The sequence below is a fragment of the Halomonas sp. Bachu 37 genome (genome assembly GCF_039691755.1).
Taxonomy (GTDB): Bacteria; Pseudomonadota; Gammaproteobacteria; order Pseudomonadales; family Halomonadaceae; genus Vreelandella; species Vreelandella kashgarensis.
In genome coordinates this window covers 968224-990228 of the sequence record NZ_CP137552.1, presented here as the reverse complement: position 1 = coordinate 990228, position 22005 = coordinate 968224, and the positions used below count along the sequence as shown (strand labels likewise).

Sequence of the window (22005 nt, the reverse complement as noted above, 5' to 3'; positions counted from 1 at the left end):
GATTGCATGTCCCTTGAGAAGCAGGTAACCGCTTTCCGTGACCCCGGCGAAGCCGCCATCGTGCCGTTGTCGCATCTGGGAATACTGGAGGTAAAGGGAAAAGGAGCGGAAACCTTGCTTCAAGGACAGACCAGTGCCCAGGTAGGGTTGGCCAAGGGTGGCTTCGCTCCGCTTACCTGTTTCTGCACCGCCAAGGGACGCATGCTCGCCAACGCTCAATTGTGGCAAGTTTCAGCGGAGCATTACCGCTTGATGCTGTCTCGAGACCTTTTAGCGAGCCTGCACCGGCACCTGGAAAAATTTGCCCCTTTTTATCAAGCCGAATTGAAGGTCCAGGACGATCTGATTCTGATGGGTATCGTGGGCGAGGCGCTAGGTCGAGAGGTTGCCGAGCACTATGGCATGGAGCTACCTGGCGCCAGCTGGCACCAAGCTAATTCCAACGATCAACGAACCCAGCTAGTGCGCCATCCCGGCGAAGAGCCACGTTGGGTGCTCTGCAGTGGAGACAAGCGAGCGTTGACACCTGCCGGCATCGCCACGCCTCTTTCAGATCCCGCTTCGTGGCAGGCCATGGATATACAGAGCGGACTGGCGTGGCTGACCGCCGACCAGCAGGATCGCTTCCTGCCGCAAATGTTCAACTGGGAGGCTTTGGGCGGTATCAGTTTCAAGAAAGGCTGTTATACCGGACAGGAAGTCGTTGCCAGGGCTCACTTTCGTGGTCAGGTGAAAAAACGCCTGGCCCGAGCTCGGGTCATGGCAGAATCATTGCCCGAGATCGGCGCTATCGTCTGCAATGACGAAGGTAAAGCAGTGGGGGAAGTCGTCGCTGCCGTTGCCTATCCGCAAGGCGCGACGGACATTCTCGCGGTGCTATCCACCCAGGCAAGCGAAACCATCCAAGCGAGTGAAACGCCGGCCGCGCTGACGGTTGGGAATAGTGCTGTGGAATTGCTTCCCCTGCCCTATGCTATTGAGCGCGTGGACCCCGAAAGCCTGGTGCAAGGTTTATAGGTCTTCAAGACTTATCGTTCTTCGAGATTTAGTTCTTCGAAATTACAGCTCTTCGAAATTACAGCTCTTCGAGACGGAATAAACGCTTGGCGTTGGCCGTACTATCGGCCGCGACCTGCTCGACCGATTGATGACGCAGCTCTGCCACAACAGCCGCGACCTGCGCTATACGTGCGGGCTCGTTACGCTGCCCCTGATAGCCACACAGAGGCATGTCGGGACTATCCGTTTCCAATACATAGCCATCATCGGGAAGGGTAGCCACCATGCGCCGTACTCGTTGTGCCCTCTCGTAGGTCACGGAGCCACCCAGCCCAACCTTGTAGCCCAGCTCGATAAACTTTTCGGCTTGCTCCGGAGAGCCGGTGAAGGCATGAATAAGCCCTCCCGCCGGCAGGTCGAGCTGCTTCAGGCGTTTCGACACCTTGTCATCGGCATGAACGCAATGGATCACCACGGGGAGTTTGCGTGACTTGGCCAAACGTAACTGCGCGTCAAAGAAATGCCACTGGTCATCGAGCGTTTCGCTGAAACGAGCATCGATACCGCACTCGCCCAAGGCTACCAAGTGGGCGTGTTCATCAAGCATAGATTCGAGAGTTTCAAGATCCTCCTCACGATGCTCATTCATGAAGCAGGGATGCAAGCCAAGGCCCACACTCACCGCATTTCTTTCGCTCATTCGCAGCACCGAGGGCCAACCAGCACGGGTCGTACCCGGCACGATGAAATGGACTACCCCGGCCTCCTCGGCTCGGGCGAACATCGCTTGGCGGTCATCATCGAACTGGGCAAAATCCAGGTGGCAATGGGCGTCGACCAACATGGCTATCCGTGCCTGATTTAGTGTTCGCGAGTTGGCTGGAAGCGCACCTCCGGCCAGCGTTCCTGAGTCATCTGCAAATTGACTCGAGTAGGTGCAATGTAGGTCAAGTATCCTCCGCCATCAATGGCGAGGTTGGTGCTTGCCTTGCGCTTGAATTCCTCCAGCATCTTGGCATCTTCACAATATACCCAGCGCGCGGTCTGCACGTTCACCCCTTCGTAGAGGCAGTCAACCTTGTACTCCTCCTTGAGCCGGTGGGCGACCACATCGAACTGCAGCGTACCGACCGCCCCCAGAATCAAGTCGTTGTTATCCAGCGGCATGAAAACCTGAGTGGCGCCCTCCTCCGAGAGTTGTTGTAACCCTTTTTGCAGGGCTTTCATCTTGAGGGGGTCTTTCAGCCGAACCCGCTTGAACAGCTCGGGAGCGAAGTGGGGAATGCCGGTAAAACGCATGTCCTCGCCCACGGTGAAGGTATCACCGATCTGGATGGTACCGTGGTTGTGCAGTCCGATGATGTCACCGCTCCACGCCTCTTCCACCTGGGAACGATCCGACGCCATGAACGTCAGGGCGTCGGCAATCTTGACGTCCTTCTTGATACGCACATGGCGCATCTTCATGTTCTTTTCGTACTTGCCCGAGCAGACCCGCAGGAAGGCGATGCGGTCGCGATGGTTGGGGTCCATGTTGGCCTGGATCTTGAACACAAACCCGGTAAAGCGACCATCGTCAGGCTCGACGGCACGCAGGTCGGTATCATGCGGCTGCGGCGGTGGCGCATACTCGACGAAACCATCGAGCATTTCGCGCACACCGAAGTTGCCCATCGCCGTGCCGAAGTAGACCGGGGTCAACTCGCCTCGCCGGTAGGCTTCCAGATCGAACTCATGGGAAGCGCCACGCACCAGCTCGACCTCCATGCGTAGCTCCTCGGCCTGGTCCTCGCCCAGCACCTCGTCGACTTCGGCACTGTGCAACCCTTCGATACGGCGGTCGTCGGGAATACGGCTCCCCTGGCCCTGGGTGTACAGGTGGATCACGTCATTGTAGAGGTGATAGACGCCCTTGAACGCGCGGCCCATGCCGATCGGCCACGTCATCGGGGCACACTGGATATTGAGTACCTTCTCGACCTCGTCCATTACCTCGACGGGGTCCCGGGTCTCGCGATCCATCTTGTTGACGAAGGTCAGTATCGGCGTCGTCCTCAGGCGACATACCTCCATCAGCTTGATGGTACGGGCCTCGACACCCTTGGCGCCATCGATGACCATCAATGCCGAATCCACGGCCGTCAAGGTGCGATAGGTATCTTCGGAAAAGTCCTCGTGTCCTGGGGTATCGAGCAGATTGACGATGCGCCCGCCATAGGGAAACTGCATCACCGACGTAGTGACCGAGATCCCCCGCTCCTGCTCCATTTTCATCCAGTCCGAAGTGGCATGGCGGTCGTCACGCTTGCTCTTCACCGAGCCCGCCAGCTGTATGGCGTTGCCGAACAGCAGCATTTTTTCGGTAATGGTGGTCTTGCCCGCGTCGGGGTGGGAAATAATAGCGAAGGTACGCCGAAGCGACGCCTCAAGAGCAATCTTGGAGTCTTGCATGCAACAGCTAATCCTGGTCTGAAAGGGATGATAGGTGCCGAGAGAAAGGCAGATACGCCAATATTACCATGCCGCCCCAGGTTACCCGAATGCCGAAAACAAAAACGCCGGTCAGGTACCGGCGTCGAGATAAATGGATCAGTAAAACGTTAATCAGGCGTAGGTATTGATCTGGGTCCCGACACTACCCTCCTGGGCCAACTGAGGCTCAGCGCTGCTGGATTCGCCTGGCGCCGCGACTTGGCGTTCCTGGCTATCCATGGCTTGCTCGAATACTTGCATCTGCGCTTGTTGTGCCGTTTGGGCCTGATTCATGTAAAGCGCCGAGCTTACTGCATTGCTGATGGGAGCATCCATATGGCTTCCCCTGATGCATGTGAGTGTCAAGGAAGCATAGCAGGGCTTTCTGGGCAGGCCAAACTACCTACCGTGATTGAATTAAGCCACTATTACCAGGTCCATAGTTTGCTAGAATAGCCCGCCCCCGTGATCTCATGGCAAGCGACAAGCATCTAGCTCATGTAGCTACATAGCGAAGTTTTCCGACGTCAGCGGTTCATCCGTCGCATAAGCCACATACGCGGGCACCGATACAACTCTCACAATATACATAGCATCTAATAACCGGTGGAGAGATCCGTGGCCCCCCTGCATAGCCTGCCTGACTATCAAACTGCACTGCTCGACGTGCTGCGTTTGCCGCTAGCCATTGCCGATGCCCAAGCCCCTGACCAACCGTTGATTTTCGTCAATCAGGCTTTTGAAGCACTGACCGGTTATCGTCGAGACGAGGTATTGGGAAGAAATTGTCGAATCCTGCAGGCTGGCGATGTTCATCAACATGAACTTGCACTGATGCACGAAGCCATTGAAGGAAAACGCACCGTCACGTTGACCTTGAAGAATTATCGCAAGGATGGCACAAGCTTCTGGAACGAGCTGACTCTCACACCCTTCACCGGCGGCCTTGACGGACACGCCTATATTATCGCCACCCAGCGTGACGTGACTCAGCTCAAGCACGATCAGCAACGCATGGAACTAGCCAAAGCCGCGTTCGACAATACTCACGACGGTATCATGGTGACCGATGCGGCCAAGATCATCATGGATACCAATCCTGCCTTTACCCACCTGACCGGCTATACCCGGGAAGAGGCTGTAGGCCAGAAACCCAGCCTGCTCTCCTCGGGCAAGCATGATGAGCAGTTCTACCTCGACATGTTCGATGCCGTGGCCAAACACGGCTACTGGAATGGTGATATCTGGAACACACGCAAGGATGGCAGCCAGCTGATCGAGCACACCACAATTTCCGCCATCCACGACGATCAAGGCGATGTCAGCCACTACATCGGGGTATTTCGCGATATTACCAGCAGGCGGCTCAACCAGGCCCGGCTAGAACGCATGGCCAACCTGGATGCCCTGACAGGTCTCTTCAATCGCGAACACTTTTCTACCATGTTGCGCGAAAGGTTACGCGATCAACAGTACAGTTCCACGGGCATGGCCGTGATCTTTCTCGACATGGATGACTTCAAGCCGGTCAACGACGAGCACGGCCATGCCGCCGGTGACGAAGTGCTGGTGGAAATCGGGCACCGCCTACGCCAGGTCACTCGCTCCACCGACCTGGTGTCTCGCTTCGGCGGGGATGAATTCGTCATTGCTCTCACGGGAATCGGCAGTATCGACAAGGCCCACAAGGTGGCCCGCAAGATACTCGACCAGGTCACGCTTCCGATTGTATTGTCTTCGGGTGCGCCGACTCAGCTATCGGCTTCGTTGGGCGTGGCTTTCACCACCGATTTGCGTATCAGCCCGGAAGGGTTGACGGAAGCTGCCGACAAGGCCATGTACAAGGCCAAGGGCAAGGGCAAGAATCGCATTGCCATCGCCAACCATCTCGAACACGGCCAGGCCCAGGATGCCCAGACGCGAATCGGCAACGCCCTGCGTGGCGGAGAGCTACGCTTGCACTTTCAGCCTATCGTCGATCTACATACCAACCAGATTGTCGGCGTCGAAGCCCTGTCCCGCTGGCAACACCCCAAGGAGGGAATGCTGGCGCCGATGCACTTCATCGATATCATCACCCACTCTCCTTTGAGTCTGCCTTTCGGAGAATGGTTGGTCGAGGCCTCCGCCGAGGCGTCGGCGAAATTGCATCGGCTGGGATTCGATATCATCGTGGATATCAACGTTTCCCAGGATCAGATCGAGTCGGGCACATTTCTCAAATCGCTTCAGGGGGCTTTCCAGCGCTATGCCAGCGATGAGCTGAAACTGTCGATCGAAGTGCTGGAATCCACCGAATTCCATGAACTGGATCTGGCCTGCGGTCTGCTCCAGGAGGCCCGGGAACTGGGCATTAAAATCGCCCTGGATGACTTCGGCGCGGGTATTTCATCGCTCACGTATGCCAGCCTGTTGCCACTGGACACACTCAAGATCGACCGCAGCGCCATTCAGCATATCGACCATCGCGAAAGCCAGCGCCTATTGGTGAGCGGGATCATCCAGATGGCACATGCGATGAATTTGCGCGTCATTGCCGAGGGCGTGGAAACCCGGGAACAGTATCAATTGCTGCAGGATATGGGATGTGACCAGGCGCAGGGCTTCTTCATCGGCAAGCCCATGCCGCTGGATGAAGTACTAACCCAGTTCAGCACATCTGATCGAACGGATGGTTTCCAGCTACGCCGGTTAGCTAGAGGGCAGGACTGAGCTGCGCTCGATCCTGCCGTTTCGATGTGGCAGGTTGAATCGCTAGCGAAACCGATCGGCACGAAAGGGAGCCATATTCACCGCAGGCGTCTCCCCTGCCATCATCTCCGCCATCAACCGCCCGGTCGCGGGACCTAGCGTAAACCCCTGGTGTCCATGGCCGAAAGCCAACCACAATCCCTCATGCCCAGGCGCCGGACCAATCACCGGTTTCATGTCCGGCAGGCAAGGACGCGCACCCTTCCAGGCCACCGAGTCACGCCGCGCGCCCAGCGGGAAGAGCTTGCGAGCTTCCTTTTCAGCAGCCTCAAGCTGACTTTCATGAGGTGGAGCCGTTATCCGGTCCAGTTCCGCTCCGGTGGTCAATCGGATCCCCGCCTGCATCGGTGCCAGCAGATAACCGACTTCCGCATCCATTACCCAGTGATTCAGATGGGCGGCTTTCTGAGTTGCGTAATGCATGTGGTAACCACGCTTGACGAAAACCGGGAAATCGTAACCTAACCCCTTCAGCCAATCGCCGGCCCATGGCCCCAGCGCCACCACGACCTGGTCCGCCTCAAGGCAAACCGACTGTGTTGACTCCGAAGAAGACGAATCCGACGACACGGGCTTGGTAGTGACCCGCCAACGCCCTCTCTCTTTCGTCACGGATTCAATATCGGCCTGTACAATCCGCCCACCACGGGTTTCGAAAGCGCGAGCATAGGCCTCGACCAGCGCGCCGGGGTCCGCCACCGTCCACGAGTCCAGCCAATGGACCGCCCCCACGATGGCATCACTCAGGTTGGGTTCCTTGAGTGCCAGTTCCAGACGATCAAGATGCCGAAACTGGACGTCGAATCGCTCCCGACCCTCTTCCGCTTCACGTAAGCGCTGCTCGAGCTTTTTCGGTGTGCGGTAAAGTTCCAGCCAGCCATCCCGGCGTATCAGTTTCTCAGCCTGGGCGTCCTCTATCATTGGCCCATGCTCCTGCAGAGACAGCTGGATCAACGAGGCGTACTCGGGAACGATACGCTGGTAGACCTTAGGCGCCGAATTTTGCCAATAGCGCAAGAGTGGCGAAGCTGACTGCATCATGCCGCCCGGCCGGTAGCGTATATCTACGCGACGATTGGGCAGAACGCTCAGCAAGGTTTTCATGTCACGCGGGAAGGGATAGGGTCGAACCGCTTCGCGCTGGATGATACCGGCATTGCCGAAAGACGTTTCGCGGCCTGGGGGACGACGATCCACCAGCGACACATCATGACCACGCTTGGCAAGATGCCAGGCTATACTGACACCCACCATGCCCGCCCCCAACACCACTATCTGCTGATGCGACATTTCGCTTCCCTTGTTTTTACTAAAAATAGTTTTTACTAGAAACAGTTTTGACTAGACAAAGACTTGACTAGCCACAGTTTTTACATGACAAAGCTCTTAACTAGACAAAGCGCCGCTGGGCCAATCGCCTCACAACCCAAGAGTGTGTTTATAGTTAAAAAATACCACCAGATTACCGTTTTTAATACAGCTGAATATCCTGTTTAAATAATCAAAAAAAGTATTTCCAACCATACACTATCAAAGCCATCTCGAAGACAACGGATCATCTAATGGGCGGTTAAAATATCGCGATGGACCAAGTGTAATGCAGCGCAAACGGCCAGGAATCTGATCCCGGTCATACTCCCCCTCCTTGGTAACGTTTCATCACAACAAGCCGCGAGCCACTACGTTACTCTGGCCATCCTTACTTATCATCATCTCAAGGTAGCCTCTGAAGAGGTTGTTGAACGCAGACATGAGCCAGGATCTTCCCATATCCCGCCTGATGCAGGCGGGCATATTGCATTGTTCTCCCGATACTCCCCTTTGTGACGCAGCAAGACGCATGGCCACCCGCCACTGCAGTTCGATCGTGGTCATGGAGGATGAGCGAGCGATAGGCATCTGGACGGAACACGATGCCTTGATGGTGGATTTCAGCGATATCCACGCCATGCGCATCCCCATTTCCGAAGTCATGAGCCACCCGGTATCGACTATTTCTGCACAGGCATCACTTGGCGAAGCCGCGATGCAGCTTCAGACACAAGGCTATCGACATCTGCTGGTGGTAGACGAGCGCGGCACGGGGCTGGGGATATTGTCGCAAACCGACATCGCCCTGAACCAGGGGCTGGAACCCTACCTGCGCTTACGTGAAGTTCACAATGCCATGCGTGCCACGCCTCTCGTCCTTTCGGGGAACCTGCTATTGGGAGAGGCCGCGAAGACGATGCGCCGCCAACGCCAGGATGCTGCCATTATCTTGTGCGGCGCCGGCACCGATGAGCAGGATGTCCTCGGCATCATCACCGAACGCGACCTGGTTCGCTTCATCGCCCAGCACCCCGGCGATACTCCCATGGCGGAACTTGCCAGCCAGCCCTTGCTCACGGTGCAGGAAAGCGATCCATTGATCCATGCACGCGACCTTCTGATCGACAACCGCATTCGCCACCTGGCGGTAATAGGCCACGACAAGCGTATCGCCGGACTGCTGGGTTTTCGCGAAATGCTTGCCGGGGCCGAGCATCTCTATCTCAAGGACTTGCGCGACGCGCTTGAACAGCGTGACCAGGCCCTGGCCCAGTCTCGGCAGAATCTGCAGTTGGCCGAACGCGTGATCGACTCCTCTCTCGAGGGCATCATCATTACCGATGCACAGACTCGGATCGAATTCGTCAATCCCGCCTTCACCCAGATGACTGGTTATACCTTGGAGGAGATTGCCGGCCGAAAGCCTACGGTACTCGCCTCGGGCCGCCAGGACGAAGCGTTCTACCACAGCATGTGGGAAGCCCTGAAAGAACACGGCTACTGGCGCGGCGAGGTCTGGAACCGACGCAAATCCGGCGAACTCTATCTCGAACTGCTCACCATTACCGCGATTACCGACGACCAAGGTGAAACCCAGCACTACGCGGGCTTGTTCACCGACATTACCCATATGCGGGAGAATGAGGAGCAGATCCGCCACTTGGCCTACTACGACCCACTGACCCGCCTGCCCAATCGACGCCTGCTCGACGATCGCATTTCCCTGGCGATTCGCCACGCGCACCGTTATGCCGAACAGCTGGCGGTCGTGTTCATCGACCTTGACCACTTCAAGCAGGTCAACGATACCCTCGGCCATGCGCTCGGCGACGAGCTGTTGCTTCAGGTGTCCGAACGCATGCGTGAAAAACTGCGCGAAGACGATACGCTGGCGCGTCTTGGCGGTGATGAGTTCATCGCCCTACTGCCCGGCATCACGGAATTCGAAGAAGTCGCGCTTGTTGCTCAACGCCTTATCGAGACCGTCAGTGCCCCGTTTTCCATCCAGAACTACGATTTTCGCATCGGTTGCAGTCTCGGCATCAGCCTATACCCGGCCGATGGAGAACATGCGGAAAGTCTGGTGCAGTGCGCCGACGCGGCAATGTACCGAGCCAAGCAGGAGGGGCGAAACACCTATCGCCTCTATCGTCCCGAAATGGACATACAAGCTCGAAATCATCTTTCACTCGAGACTGATCTACGCAATACAGTGGAAAGCGGGCAAGGGTTGGAAATGGTCTACCAACCTTTGTTGAGTAGCCAGGACGGCAGCCTCGTTTCTGCGGAAGCCCTGCTACGCTGGCACCACCCTACCCAGGGCGTCATCTCACCCGCCAATTTTATCCCCCTGGCCGAGCGCTCCGGCCTGATCGTCCCCCTCGGCAATCACATCATCGATCTGGTGTTCAACCAATTGCAGGCCTGGATAGCCCAGGGACTCGACCCCGTACCCATCGCCATCAACCTGTCGGCACGGCAATTCTGGCAGGAAGACTTGACCGAGCAGATCGTCACCAAGTTGAAAGCGCATGATCTGCCACCTCATCTGGTCAGTTTCGAATTGACCGAAAGCACCCTGCTCAACAAGAAAGCCCAGGGAATAGAAGTACTGGAGCGTTTACGCGACATCGGCTGTCACATCGCAATCGACGATTTCGGCACCGGTTACTCATCGCTCAGCTATCTGCAGGATTTACCGGTCAATACCCTCAAGATAGACCGAAGTTTCGTCAAAACATTGGGAGGTGATAAGCGCGGCAGCAGTGCGATAGTCGCGGCAGTAGCCGGCCTGGGCAGGGAGCTGGGACTCAAGGTGGTGGCCGAGGGAGTCGAAACCGAGCAGCAATGGCAACTTCTGGGCGATCATCAAGTGGATTTGATACAGGGATTCTTGCATGGCAAACCCGTCAGCGCGGATTTCTTTACGCAGCGCTGGCTCAGTAAGCGTGAGAATACGCCATCAGCTGCTCTCGGCTGCCCACCACAGCCCGAGCGCATGCAGCAATAGCCCCAGAGTCGTGCCGTGGGATAGCAGCAACTGCCAACTGAACCAGTCGCTGACCACGGCATGCCAGGCGGTCATTACCCCTACTCCCACTATCAAAAGCACCACCAGTCGCTTGAGCAGCCCGGGCAGCCGGCCTCTGGCTTCACGTGACAATAAACGCCACTGGAAGAGCGTCATGGTAGCCACGACAGCCAGGGCCATGAGAATCAATGATAGCTGGGTATCATGGCCTGCCGCTATGTAGCGCGGCACGGTGGCCACAATCACGACACTTAAACCAGCCAGTATACTGAAGCGCTCCGGCGTAGGGATGGACTGCTGCATCTCAGTCGACCTTCAGTTGTTGATCATCGATCCATTCCTCTACCCAGGGCACCGCCGCGTCATCCGCCATGAAGGTTTCCATGGCATCGATCTCCAGTCGTTCACCCAGACGGGTGGCGCCATGCTCCTCCAGGAGTCTATCCAGCTCTCTTCCCGAACCGCAGAAAGTCTCTCCGTAGGAGCTGTCTCCCAGGGCGATCAAGCCGTAGCGGACCGAGCTCAGTGATGGACTCTGGTCATGCAAGGCGCGAATGAAGGGAACGAAATTACCCGGAAAATCGCCGCTTCCTGTGGTGGAAACACAGAATAAGCAGAGCTCCGCCTCACTCTCGGCAAGATCTTCCAGTTTGGGCTGCTCGATGATATCCACCTCATATCCTACTTCTTCAAAAAGGGGCTTTACCTGCTCCGCCACGTCTAGAGCACCGCCGTACATGGTGCCGACGAAAATATTCAGTTTGGCCATAGTAAAAATATTCCCTGTCAATTTGTCACACTGACGACACTATGGTCGACAAATACCTGATGAATTTGCTCAAATATTAACATGAGCGTCGATGGTTACTCATCAAACCACCCGCTATCGCAACAAGGCGGGATGCCGTAGTGCAATAATAAATGGAATTAAACAAGACCTTCAGCACGGACAGTGGCCGGAGGAAAAGGGAAACGCAACCACAGGAGTCGTCATGCAGCAAACCTTCGAAGCTTGGATTACGCCCCTCATGATCGGGGGGTTAATGCTGTTCATGTGTTTCATCATCTGGGATCTGGCCAAGAAATCCGATGCCGGTCGCTTTGGCACCATCATGCTGTTCATCGTGCTGGGTGCCGGTATGCTGGGTTACGTCTTCAAGGTCGTTATCACCTGGTGGCTCGAGCGCGGTGGCGGCATTTAACGCAAGACGCAAGCCAGCAAAAAGGTGCCGCCCATGGGACGGCACCTACAGTTTCACATCGTTCTGAGGCCGACTATTCGAACCTTGCCAAGGCGATACGGCGTATCTCCACCAAGACCAGACCGCTTCATGAAGATGTGTATCGCTCGACCTGATGCTTGAGCTTCTGTCCCGGACGGAAAGTGACGACACGTCGGGCGGAAATCGGGATTTCCTCTCCCGTTTTCGGGTTTCTACCAGGACGTTCACGCTTGTCCCGCAGATCGAAATTACCGAAACCAGAAAGCTTCACCTGTTCGTTCTCGCGCAAGCAGGCCCGTATTTCCTCGAAAAAGGCCTCGACCATGGCTTTGGCCTCACGCTTGGACAAATCCAATTCGTTATGTAGATGTTCCGCCAGTTCCGCTTTGGTCAACGCACCCATTATAGCCACCCTCCTTGCAGCGAACGCATCGCCAAGATCGATGTCGTCAAGGACATGTCGTCGTGCATCGCCTTTGCCTGTCGCCTACGGTCTCGGTTACCGGGTCAACTACGTAACTGCGCATCCAGCTCAGCACACACATGAGTCACAATATTATCAACCAACTGGTTGATTTCATCATCATTAAGCGTGCGCGATGGATGCTGCCAGGTCAAGCCCAGGGCGATACTCTTGAACCCTTGCGCCACCCCTTTACCGGCATAGACGTCAAACAGCTTCGCTTCCTTGAGCCAGTCACCCGCACGAGAACCGACTTCGTCCAGAAGCTGTTGAACCGGCACCCCCTCTTCGACCAGAAACGCCAGATCGCGTCGAACTTCGGGATAACGCGATAACGGCTCGAAAGCGGGTACCCGCCCTTCACTCAGGGCATCCAGGCGAACCTCGAAGAGTACCGCCTCCGCTTTCAAGCCCAGCTTGGCTCTCACTTGCGGATGCAAGGTACCGATCCAACCGGCCTCGCTTCCACGATAGAGGATCTTAGCGCACTGTCCCGGGTGCAAGGCTGAGTGGTCACCGGGTTCAAAGCGCCACTCATGCGCCGCCCCACCCAGTGCCAGCAGACTCTCCAGATCGCCTTTCAAATCATAGAAGTCAACGTTTTCACGGCCACCCGCCCATCCTTCGGCTTCACGAGCACCGCACACCAGCGCCCCCAACATCGGCACCTGGGAAAGTTCATCCAGCTCACCATTGAACACCAGGCCGCTTTCGAACAAGCGAATACGTGTCTGCTGGCGATTGAGGTTATGTTCCATGGCCCGGATCAGGCCGGGAAAAAGACTCGCCCGCATGACCGAAAGATCCGCTGAAATCGGGTTGGCCAATCTAGGAGATACCGCCTCAGGCAGAAGCACCTGCTGGAGCTCAGGAGCAACGAAACTGTAGGTCACGGCTTCTTGATAACCCCGGGCGACCATTTGCCTGCGCAATTGTGCGAGGCTCAAGCGGGCTTCATCGGCGGAGTGCAGCGCCAGGCGCGCCGCAGGGCGACGGACGGGTAGATTATTGTAGCCATGGATACGTGCGACTTCCTCGATGAGGTCCTCTTCGATGGCCAGATCGAAACGCCAGCTGGGCGTAAGCACATCCCACCGGCTTTGCCCTTCTGTCACCTGCAATCCCAGGCGCTCGAGTATGTCGGTCACTTCCTCGGTCGGCAGAGCCTTGTGTAACGCCTGCTGTAAACGTCCGGCGCGCAAGGTGATGTGTGCTGCCTGCGGCAGCTCATCACTGTTACCCGCTTCGACCAGAGGGCCGGGCTCACCGCCGCAAATATCCAGCAACAAGCGGGTTGCCCGCTCGATAGCAACCGGGGCCAGTTGTGGGTCGACACCGCGTTCAAAGCGATGCGAAGCATCCGTATGGAGACCATAGGAGCGAGCTTGCCCTGCCACCGCCAGCGGTGTAAAAAACGCCGATTCCAGGAAAATCGTATCGGTCGAGGCGCTTACCCCCGAGTTTTCCCCACCCATGATGCCGGCCATGGCCAGCGGGCCACTCTCGTCGGCGATGACTAGAGTTTGCGCCTGCAGTGCGATTTCCTGGCCATCCAGAAGGGTAAGCTTTTCTCCCTCTTGGGCCAGGCGAATGATCATGCTGCCGGTAAGTTGGGCGCGGTCAAAGGCATGCAGCGGCTGGCCAAGTTCGAGCATGACGTAATTGGTGACATCCACGACGGCGTCTATGGAGCGCACACCGCTACGACGCAGGCGCTCGACCATCCACAACGGAGTTGCGGCGGTCGCGTTTACATTGCGTATCAAGCGGCCGATATACCGAGGGCAACGAGACGGCTCTTCCACACGGGCCGGAAAGATATCCTCATGCACGGCCGGGACCGAGCCGGTATCCGGTTCGTTGATGTCCAGTTGATTGAGCACTCCTACTTCACGGGCCATGCCCTTGATGCTCAGGCAATCGCCGCGATTAGGAGTCAAGTCGACTTCCAGCGTATAGTCGTCCAGCCCCATGAAACGGCGGAAATCCTCGCCTACGGGGGCGCTTTGGGGCAGAACCAGGATGCCTTCGGAAGTTTCTTCCTCCAGGCCCAGCTCCGAAGCCGAACAGATCATCCCACGTGACTCCACACCACGCAGTTTGGCTTTCTTGATCTTGAAATCACCCGGCAGCACGCCGCCCACGCGCACGAAGGCGACTCGTTGGCCGGCGTCCACATTAGGCGCACCGCATACCACCTGGACGGGTTCACCACTGCCATCGTCGACGCTGCAGACGTTGAGCTTGTCGGCGTCGGGATGCTGCGTCTTGGTCAGGACTTGCGCTACCACGACGCCACTGAACGCAGCCGCGACCGGCTCCACGGCATCGATTTCAAGACCGGCCATGGTGATCTGATCCGCCAAGGCTTGAGTTTCCAGCTGCGGTGACACCCAGTCACGCAGCCATTGTTCAGAAAATTTCATGAGGATTCCTGTGTTCTACCGCGGGCTCAGGCAAATTGGCGCAAGAAACGAAGGTCGTTCTCGAAGAACAGGCGCAAATCGTTGACTCCATAGCGCAACATGGCCAGGCGCTCCGCCCCCATACCGAAAGCGAATCCGGTGTAACGCTCGCTATCGATAGCGCTATGACGAAAGACTTCGGGATGCACCATGCCGCACCCCATCACCTCGAGCCAGCCGCTATGCGAACACACTCGGCAGCCCTCGCCATTGCACATCACGCACTCGATATCCACTTCCGCCGAGGGTTCGGTAAAGGGAAAGTAGGAGGGACGAAAACGTACCGACAAATCGTCACGCTCAAAGAACGCCTGCAGGAAGTCTTCGATGGTTCCCTTCAAGTCGGCAAAGCTTATGTCCTCGTCCACCAGCAGACCCTCCACCTGATGAAACATGGGGGTATGGGTTAAATCGGAATCGCTGCGATAGACACGACCCGGGCAGACGATACGAAACGGTGGTTCACCATTTTCCATCGTACGCACCTGCACTGGCGAGGTGTGGGTGCGCAACAGGCGGGTCGCATCGAAGTAGAAAGTATCCGCCATACCCCGGGCCGGGTGATGGGCCGGAATATTCAAGGCTTCGAAGTTATGGTAGTCATCTTCGATCTCGGGCCCAACCGCCACTTCATAACCGATGCGGGTGAAAAGCCCCTCGATACGCTCCAGCGTACGAGTAACAGGGTGCAGCCCGCCGCCAAGTTGTCCCCTGCCCGGCAAAGTGACATCGATCCGTTCAGCGGCGAGTCGCGCCTGCAAGGCAGCATCTTCCAGCTGTTGGCGCTGGGTGTCGATATCCAGGGTAAGTGCCTGTTTTGCCTGATTGATGCGCTCGCCGGCCTCAGGCCGCTGTTCCGCCGGCAGTTTGCCCAAGCCCTTCAACAAGGCCGTAACTTCGCCTTTCTTGCCCAGGTAGCGTACGCGTAGTTCTTCCAGGGCGGCGACGCTATCCGCTGCCTGGATGGTCTGGCGAGCTTCAGACACCAGTGAGGGAAGGTGATCCATCCGATTAACTCCGAATTAAGCGATCCCCAGTTCAACGACCGACGAAGGGGTGGCAAAGTAAAATGACAAATAAACGACAAAAAAACAGGGGAAGAGCGGCTGCTCTTCCCCTGGATGGGTCATTTGAGATGACCACGGCATATCACTTGTAATCGCTCCGGCACACCGTGCCCGAGCAACTATGCCTTACTGGGCAGCCTTGGCTTTTTCCACGATAGCAGCAAAAGCCGCTTTCTCGTGCACTGCCAGGTCAGCCAGAACCTTACGGTCGATCTCGATGCCGGCTTTCTTCAAACCACCAACGAAACGGCTGTAGGACATGCCGTTCAGGCGCGCACCAGCATTGATACGCTGGATCCACAGCGCACGGAACTGGCGCTTGCGGTTGCGGCGGTCACGGTAAGCATACTGGCCGGCCTTGATAACAGCCTGCTTGGCTACGCGGAAAACACGCGAACGTGCACCGTAGTAACCCTTGGCCTGCTTGAGAATCTTCTTGTGACGACGACGGGCGACAACGCCACGCTTGACACGGGTCATAACACACTCCTGACTTTAGGGCTGAAACCCGATCTGGATTTCAGTGAAAACGATAACGTTGCGTTACAGATTCGGCAGCATGCGCTGGATCAGCGCCTTGTCGGCACCGTGGATCTGCTTCATACCGCGCAACTGACGCTTACGCTTGGTCGATTTCTTGGTCAGAATGTGGCTACGGAAAGACTGCTTGTGCTTGAAGCCGTTCGCTGTCTTCTTGAAACGCTTCGCAGCGCCGCTGTTACTCTTGATTTTCGGCATGAGAATATCTCCGCTCGAGATTTTTTAAGAAAACCCAGGGCCGACCCCCGCCATGGCGGAGGTCCGTTGAAAACGCCGCTGAATCACTTCTTCTTGGGGGCAAGAATCATGACCATCTGGCGGCCTTCCATCTTGGGGAAGGATTCCACCGCACCGATCTCTTCCAGGTCGGAGGCAATCCGTTCCATCAGCCGACGGCCGATATCCTGGTGTGCCATTTCACGACCTCGAAAGCGCAACGTGACCTTGCCTTTGTCACCACCTTCAAGAAAGCGCGTCAGGTTTTTAAGCTTGACCTGATAATCGCCTTCATCGGTGCCAGGCCGGAATTTGACTTCCTTGACCTGGATTTGCTTCTGCTTCTTCTTCTGAGCAGCTTTCTGCTTCTTCTGCTCGAAGACGAATTTGCCGTAATCCATGATCTTGCAAACAATTGGATCGGCGTTGGAAATCTGCACAAGATCCATACCGGCGCTCTCGGCACGTTCCAGCGCTTCGCTGGTCGCTACAATGCCTAGCTGTTCGCCGTCGCTATCGATCAGGCGGACTTCTTCGTCGGTAATTCGCTCGTTCATTGGGGGGCGTTTTTCTTGGGGACGCCCACGCTGGTTGCTTCGCTTGATCGTTCCGTCTCCTTAGGCAATTGACGATGTTGTTAGAGCAGCTCGTTCTGCATCAATGCGTTGAACAAACTCATCAATCGTCATTGTGCCGAGATTTTCGCCGGTGCGCGTACGCACGGCCACTGAGTCAGCATCGACTTCCTTATCTCCTACCACCAGAAGATAGGGAACTTTTTGCAACGTATGTTCACGGATTTTAAAGCCGATCTTCTCGTTCCTCAAGTCCGCCTTGACCCGTAACCCATTTTTCTGCAAGCGTTGCTCTAACGCAAGAGCATAATCTCGCTGGGCATCGGTAATCGTCATGACCACGGCTTGCTGCGGAGCGAGCCATAGTGGCATGGCTCCCGCATAGTGCTCAATCAGTATACCCAGGAAGCGCTCGAAGGAGCCTAGAATCGCTCGGTGCAGCATAACCGGCATCTTTCGGCTGCCATCTTCATCGACAAACTGAGCTCCCAACCTGCCCGGCAAGTTGAAATCGAGTTGTAGAGTACCACACTGCCAGACACGATTGAGACAATCCCGCAAAGCAAATTCGATTTTAGGCCCATAAAAGGCCCCTTCGCCCGGCTGAAGCTCCCACTCAAGCCCCGTGGAATCAAGCGCAGCCTCCAGCCCTTGCTCGGCGCGATCCCACAGCTCCGCCTCACCGAGAAAGTCTTCAGGGCGAGTGGATAGCTTGAGCTCGACTTCTTCGAACCCCAGTTCCTTGTAGACTTGCAGCGTCAAGGCGATAAAGGCTTCCGCTTCCTTCTGGATCTGGCCCTCGGTACAGAAGATATGAGCGTCGTCCTGCGTAAATCCACGAACTCGCATCAGACCATGCAACGAGCCCGAAGGTTCATTGCGATGACAGCTACCGAATTCGGCCAGGCGTAGCGGCAAGTCACGGTAGCTTTTCAAGCCTTGATTGAACACCTGCACATGGCACGGGCAATTCATGGGCTTGACGGCGTATTCACGCTTTTCCGACTCGGTGGTGAACATCAGTTCACTGTAATGGCCCCAGTGACCCGATTTCTTCCACAAGGAAAGATCGACCACCTGAGGTGTGCGGATTTCCTGATAACCATGTTCGATCTGCACCCGGCGCATGTACTGTTCAAGCGCTTGGTACATCGTCCAGCCATTGGGATGCCAGAACACCATCCCCGGCGCTTCTTCCTGCAGATGGAAGAGATCCATCTTGCGTGCCAGTTTACGGTGGTCGCGCTTTTCCGCTTCTTCCAGACGCTGCAGGTAAGCCTTGAGCTGCTTCTTGTCACCCCAGGCGGTACCGTATACCCGGGTAAGCATGGTGTTCGCTGCATCGCCGCGCCAGTAGGCGCCGGCCAGCTTGGTCAGCTTGAACGCCTTCAGATGACGAGTATTGGGCACATGAGGCCCCCGGCACATGTCGGTGTACTCTTCATGGTGATAAAGCCGGATCGTGGCGCCATCGGGAAGCTCGCGCACAATTTCCTGCTTGTACGGCTCATCTCGGTGCAGGAAAGTGAGCATGGCCTTGTCCCGATCGACATATTCGCGGATTACTTCGTATTCCCGCTCGATCAACAACTTCATGCGCTTCTCGATCGTTTCCAGTTCCTCTGAGGAAATGGAGCGACCAAAATCAATATCGTAGTAAAAGCCGTCGTCAATGACAGGGCCAATGGCCATTTTCGCTTCGGGGAACAACTGCTTGACCGCGTGCCCCAGCAAGTGCGCGCACGAGTGACGAATGATTTCCAGCCCCTCTTCATCACGTGCAGTAATAATAGCGATCTCGGAGTCATGCTCGATGATATCCGCCGCATCCACCAAGGTGCCATCTATCTTGCCCGCCACGCAGGCCTTGGCCAAACCAGGGCCAATGGAATGCGCAAGTTGCATGATGGAAAGCGGTTCTTCGAATGTTCTTTGGCTGCCGTCAGGCAGTGTCACGATGGGCATTCAGATAATTCCTTGAGCGCAGTGGTGATCCATACCAAGGATCACATTTCGCTATCAATGGTCAGGGTAAGTCGAGAACTACATGAGGCGGCTAGCCTAGCAGAACTGAACGAAAGGCAGAAGAGTCAACTATACGACCAACCCCTGAGCCTTTCTGCTGGCCTGCTTCAACAATGAAACGGGAGGCCCATGGCCTCCCGTTGATACGTCACACCTGGCAAATCACCAGGCTAAACGCGGTATTGCTTTAGTTCCATTCGTCGAGTTCAACACGACGATTCTGTGCACGGCCCGCATCGGTCTCGTTGGTGGCAATTGGTTGCTCTTCACCATAACCGACCGCCATCATGCGATCCGAGCTGATACCACGCTGAGCCATATAGCTCACCACAGACTCGGCACGACGCTGCGACAGGTCCTTGTTGTACTGATCGGAACCCACGGCGTCGGTGTGCCCTTCGATACGTACACGTACACCGGGATTGTTAGCCAGGCGCTCAGCGACATCATCAAGTACTTCACGTGCATTAAGCGTCAACTGGGCAGAATCGAATTCGAAATTCACGTTTTCCAGCACGACACCTTCTTCACAACCCAGGGCGTTGACTTCCGCGCCTGCAGGCGTGTTGGGGCACTGATCACGGTAGTCCGGCACGCCGTCGTTATCGGAATCCAGCGGGCAGCCTTGGGCATTCACTTCCACACCTGCCGGGGTACCGGGGCACTGGTCGCGATAGTCCGGCACGCCATCATTGTCGGAATCGAGCGGGCAGCCTTCGGCATCGACGGCAACACCCGCCGGCACTTCACCGTAGCTGGGGCACTGCGCTTCTACCGGCTCGGGTGTACGATCGGCACACAGCAGGCCCCCGATTGCAGCGCCTGCGGTAGCGCCTACCGCCGTGTTGCGCTCTTCATCGGATTGACCGCTGGTGGCATAGCCGAGGCTACCGCCGATCACACTTCCCGCCAGGCCGCAGACGGCCGGATGCTGGTACCAGCTGCGATCGCTGCTTGCGCCTGCCGATCCTTGAGAAGACTGTTGTGCCGAGGATGCGCAGCCCGAAAGACCTACAACCAGAGCAGAACCAAGCAATAAGCCAGTCGTTGATTTTTTCATGCAAGACTCCTTCTTGATATTAATGCTGACATGACCGACAGGAGAGTCAGGGCCATCCAGTGCCTTTTGATGATCGAGTCCATTCATCAGGAACTCTTTCATTTTTTTCAACTCACTTATTCCAAGGGAAGTAATGACTCAAACAAGAATTGTTTTCTCTTGAGATTTTCATCCCTCGGCGCCCAAACTAGTTGATAACTAGAGAAAACGCCTACGCTACGTAGCATAGCAAACATATTTGTAAGCAGTAAAAAAAGCGACCGCTTACGACAATTTCTACTCTACAGAAATTTAACGGGCTTCTCGAGCCAAATCCTGCCGCTGGCCACGCCATTCCATTACTGCTGCAGCGGCGGCCATAACCTCTGCGCGCATCTCGCCTTCGATGGCAAGGCGCTCCTTGTCTTGTTTCATGCGCTCTCTAGGGGTGAGTTCCTGCCGTGCTGAATGGGTCTTGAGATGCCGGGTTCGAGCATACATTTCACCGAAGGCTTGAAAAGCCGTTTCTTTTGCCAGTTCCGCATCGATTATTTCCAGCAGCACCTTGCAGCGCCAGGCTCCTTCGGTGATGTCGACTTGATGCTGTAGCATAGCCGCCACCACCAGGTCCAGGTTTTCCAGGCTATTTTCACGCGCCCTGCGCTCCTCTGCCTCACGCTGACGTTCACGCCTGCTAACTTCCTTGCGCAAGTTAAGCGCATAGGCAGCCAACCCCGCCACAACGACCAATCCTATCCCTAACAGGATAACCGCGCCCAGCGTATTCATGAATTACCTCGGGAGTCCGTGCATGGAATCATTAAAGGATAATTCTACACCCCACAGCATCCCCGCCCAAGGGAGGTAAACGATACCGCGCCTAACGCTGAACTTTTGATCAATACCAGCTCCATGAAGCGGCATAGTGATCCAGTAAGAGTACCCCGAATACGCCCAGCAAGTACCGAATCGAGAACCAGAAGGCAGCCAGCGGGGCTTGAGGATCATGGCCTCGCCACACTTTCCAGTTCCAATACATGAAACGGATATTAAGCAACATCACCCCCACCAGATATATCGCCCCACTCATTCCGATGACGAAAGGCAGCAATGTCGCTCCTACCGTCAGCCAGCCATAGAGCCACACTTGGAGCCGCGTAAAGGCTATTCCGTGAGTTACCGGCAGCATGGGAATACCAGCGCGAGCATAGTCATCGCATTTGTGAATGGCCAGAGCCCAGAAATGAGGCGGAGTCCAGGCAAAGATGATCAGTACCAGCAGCACGGCATCCGCCCCTACTTGACCGGTAATCGCCGTCCACCCCAGAAGCGGAGGAGCGGCACCCGCCACTCCACCGATGACTATGTTCTGCGGCGTAGTTCGCTTGAGAAACGCCGTATAAATCAAGGCATAACCCACCAAAGAAGCGAAGGTGAGAATGGCCGTCAGTGCATTGACCTGCCAAGCCAGCAATGACACACCCGCAAGCGAAAGCAGGCTCGCCCAGGCCAGAGCGATGCCTACCGGCAACCTTCTACTGGCAACCGGTCGTTTTGCGGTACGGGCCATCAAGGCATCCAGGCGACGGTCGACCACATGATTGAATGCCGCCGCCCCACTGGCGACCAGCCCGATGCCCGCCAAGCCGAATATCACTTTTACAGGATCGGGAATGCCGCTAGTGGCGAGAGCCATCCCCACCAGGGAGCAAACCAGCATGACTGCCACTACACGAAGCTTGCATAGCCCCAGCAAGTCACGCCAGCTCCAACTGCAGAACAATGGCGTGGACTGTTGCTGCGTTATCACTGCATTACGCATGGGCCG

The 22005-nt window shown here is 56.3% G+C and carries 20 protein-coding genes; 4 read left to right on the top strand and 16 right to left on the bottom strand.

Going from position 1 to position 22005, the window contains the following annotated elements; translation table 11 throughout:
- Nucleotides 1-6: 6 nt before the first annotated feature.
- Nucleotides 7-1017: a folate-binding protein gene (locus R5M92_RS04520; protein WP_346798168.1), complete on the top strand. Its 1011-nt coding sequence runs from the start codon at nt 7-9 to the stop codon at nt 1015-1017.
- A 58-nt stretch (nt 1018-1075) separates the two neighbouring features.
- On the opposite strand, the gene R5M92_RS04515 is transcribed toward R5M92_RS04520, so the two are convergent.
- From R5M92_RS04515 to R5M92_RS04505, 3 genes are all read right to left on the bottom strand, one after another.
- Nucleotides 1076-1843 carry a TatD family hydrolase gene (locus R5M92_RS04515; RefSeq protein WP_346798166.1) on the bottom strand — a complete coding sequence of 256 codons (768 nt, stop codon included), beginning with the start codon at nt 1841-1843 and terminating at the stop codon, nt 1076-1078.
- Nucleotides 1844-1860: 17 nt separating this feature from the next.
- A complete protein-coding gene (locus tag R5M92_RS04510) occupies nt 1861-3450 on the bottom strand; it encodes a peptide chain release factor 3 (RefSeq protein WP_346798165.1) in 1590 nt (529 codons plus the stop codon).
- A 153-nt stretch (nt 3451-3603) separates the two neighbouring features.
- Entirely contained in the window at nt 3604-3807 is a 204-nt protein-coding gene (locus R5M92_RS04505; RefSeq protein ID WP_346798164.1) for a hypothetical protein, read from the bottom strand.
- Nucleotides 3808-4089: 282 nt separating this feature from the next.
- Between R5M92_RS04505 and R5M92_RS04500 the strand changes: the two genes are divergently transcribed.
- Nucleotides 4090-6183: a putative bifunctional diguanylate cyclase/phosphodiesterase gene (locus R5M92_RS04500; RefSeq protein WP_346798163.1), complete on the top strand. Its 2094-nt coding sequence runs from the start codon at nt 4090-4092 to the stop codon at nt 6181-6183.
- Nucleotides 6184-6225: 42 nt separating this feature from the next.
- Here the strand turns inward: R5M92_RS04500 and R5M92_RS04495 are convergent, their stop codons facing one another.
- Nucleotides 6226-7512 carry an FAD-binding oxidoreductase gene (locus R5M92_RS04495; protein WP_346798162.1) on the bottom strand — a complete coding sequence of 429 codons (1287 nt, stop codon included), beginning with the start codon at nt 7510-7512 and terminating at the stop codon, nt 6226-6228.
- A gap of 460 nt (nt 7513-7972) precedes the next feature.
- On the opposite strand from R5M92_RS04495, the gene R5M92_RS04490 reads away from it, so the two are divergent.
- Nucleotides 7973-10543 carry an EAL domain-containing protein gene (locus tag R5M92_RS04490; RefSeq protein ID WP_346798161.1) on the top strand — a complete coding sequence of 857 codons (2571 nt, stop codon included), beginning with the start codon at nt 7973-7975 and terminating at the stop codon, nt 10541-10543.
- Here the strand turns inward: R5M92_RS04490 and R5M92_RS04485 are convergent.
- Both R5M92_RS04485 and R5M92_RS04480 read right to left on the bottom strand, forming a co-directional pair.
- A complete protein-coding gene (locus R5M92_RS04485; RefSeq protein ID WP_346798159.1) occupies nt 10496-10867 on the bottom strand; it encodes a hypothetical protein in 372 nt (123 codons plus the stop codon). The genes R5M92_RS04490 and R5M92_RS04485 overlap by 48 nt on opposite strands.
- Before the next feature lies 1 nt (nt 10868).
- Complete coding sequence (locus R5M92_RS04480) at nt 10869-11333, bottom strand: flavodoxin (protein ID WP_346798157.1); 465 nt, start codon at nt 11331-11333, stop codon at nt 10869-10871.
- Between the two features lie 223 nt (nt 11334-11556).
- Between R5M92_RS04480 and R5M92_RS04475 the strand changes: the two genes are divergently transcribed.
- Nucleotides 11557-11766 (top strand): DUF2788 domain-containing protein, encoded by a 210-nt coding sequence (locus R5M92_RS04475; RefSeq protein ID WP_346798155.1) that lies wholly within the window; start codon nt 11557-11559, stop codon nt 11764-11766.
- Between the two features lie 127 nt (nt 11767-11893).
- Here R5M92_RS04475 and R5M92_RS04470 read toward each other — a convergent pair whose 3' ends face one another.
- The 10 genes from R5M92_RS04470 to cyoE all read right to left on the bottom strand — a co-directional run bounded on the left by R5M92_RS04470 (nt 11894) and on the right by cyoE (nt 21999).
- On the bottom strand, nt 11894-12190 hold the full coding sequence (locus R5M92_RS04470; RefSeq protein ID WP_346798154.1) for an integration host factor subunit alpha: 297 nt from the start codon (nt 12188-12190) through the stop codon (nt 11894-11896).
- Between the two features lie 104 nt (nt 12191-12294).
- Complete coding sequence (gene pheT / locus R5M92_RS04465; protein ID WP_346798152.1) at nt 12295-14676, bottom strand: phenylalanine--tRNA ligase subunit beta; 2382 nt, start codon at nt 14674-14676, stop codon at nt 12295-12297.
- Between the two features lie 26 nt (nt 14677-14702).
- Nucleotides 14703-15722: a phenylalanine--tRNA ligase subunit alpha gene (gene pheS, locus R5M92_RS04460; protein WP_346798150.1), complete on the bottom strand. Its 1020-nt coding sequence runs from the start codon at nt 15720-15722 to the stop codon at nt 14703-14705.
- A gap of 186 nt (nt 15723-15908) precedes the next feature.
- A complete protein-coding gene (rplT, locus tag R5M92_RS04455) occupies nt 15909-16262 on the bottom strand; it encodes a 50S ribosomal protein L20 (RefSeq protein ID WP_346798149.1) in 354 nt (117 codons plus the stop codon).
- A gap of 63 nt (nt 16263-16325) precedes the next feature.
- Nucleotides 16326-16520 (bottom strand): 50S ribosomal protein L35, encoded by a 195-nt coding sequence (rpmI, locus tag R5M92_RS04450; RefSeq protein WP_079550932.1) that lies wholly within the window; start codon nt 16518-16520, stop codon nt 16326-16328.
- Nucleotides 16521-16603: 83 nt separating this feature from the next.
- Nucleotides 16604-17095, bottom strand: a complete 492-nt coding sequence (gene infC / locus R5M92_RS04445; RefSeq protein WP_417339060.1) for a translation initiation factor IF-3 — start codon at nt 17093-17095, stop codon at nt 16604-16606.
- 60 nt (nt 17096-17155) lie between these two features.
- A complete protein-coding gene (gene thrS / locus R5M92_RS04440; RefSeq protein WP_346798147.1) occupies nt 17156-19078 on the bottom strand; it encodes a threonine--tRNA ligase in 1923 nt (640 codons plus the stop codon).
- Nucleotides 19079-19325: 247 nt separating this feature from the next.
- Nucleotides 19326-20198 (bottom strand): OmpA family protein, encoded by an 873-nt coding sequence (locus tag R5M92_RS04435; protein WP_346798146.1) that lies wholly within the window; start codon nt 20196-20198, stop codon nt 19326-19328.
- Between the two features lie 291 nt (nt 20199-20489).
- Nucleotides 20490-20966, bottom strand: coding sequence for a DUF2489 domain-containing protein (locus tag R5M92_RS04430; RefSeq protein WP_346798144.1), 477 nt, complete (start codon nt 20964-20966; stop codon nt 20490-20492).
- A gap of 109 nt (nt 20967-21075) precedes the next feature.
- Nucleotides 21076-21999 carry a heme o synthase gene (cyoE, locus tag R5M92_RS04425; protein WP_346798142.1) on the bottom strand — a complete coding sequence of 308 codons (924 nt, stop codon included), beginning with the start codon at nt 21997-21999 and terminating at the stop codon, nt 21076-21078.
- Between the last annotated feature and the right edge of the window lie 6 nt (nt 22000-22005).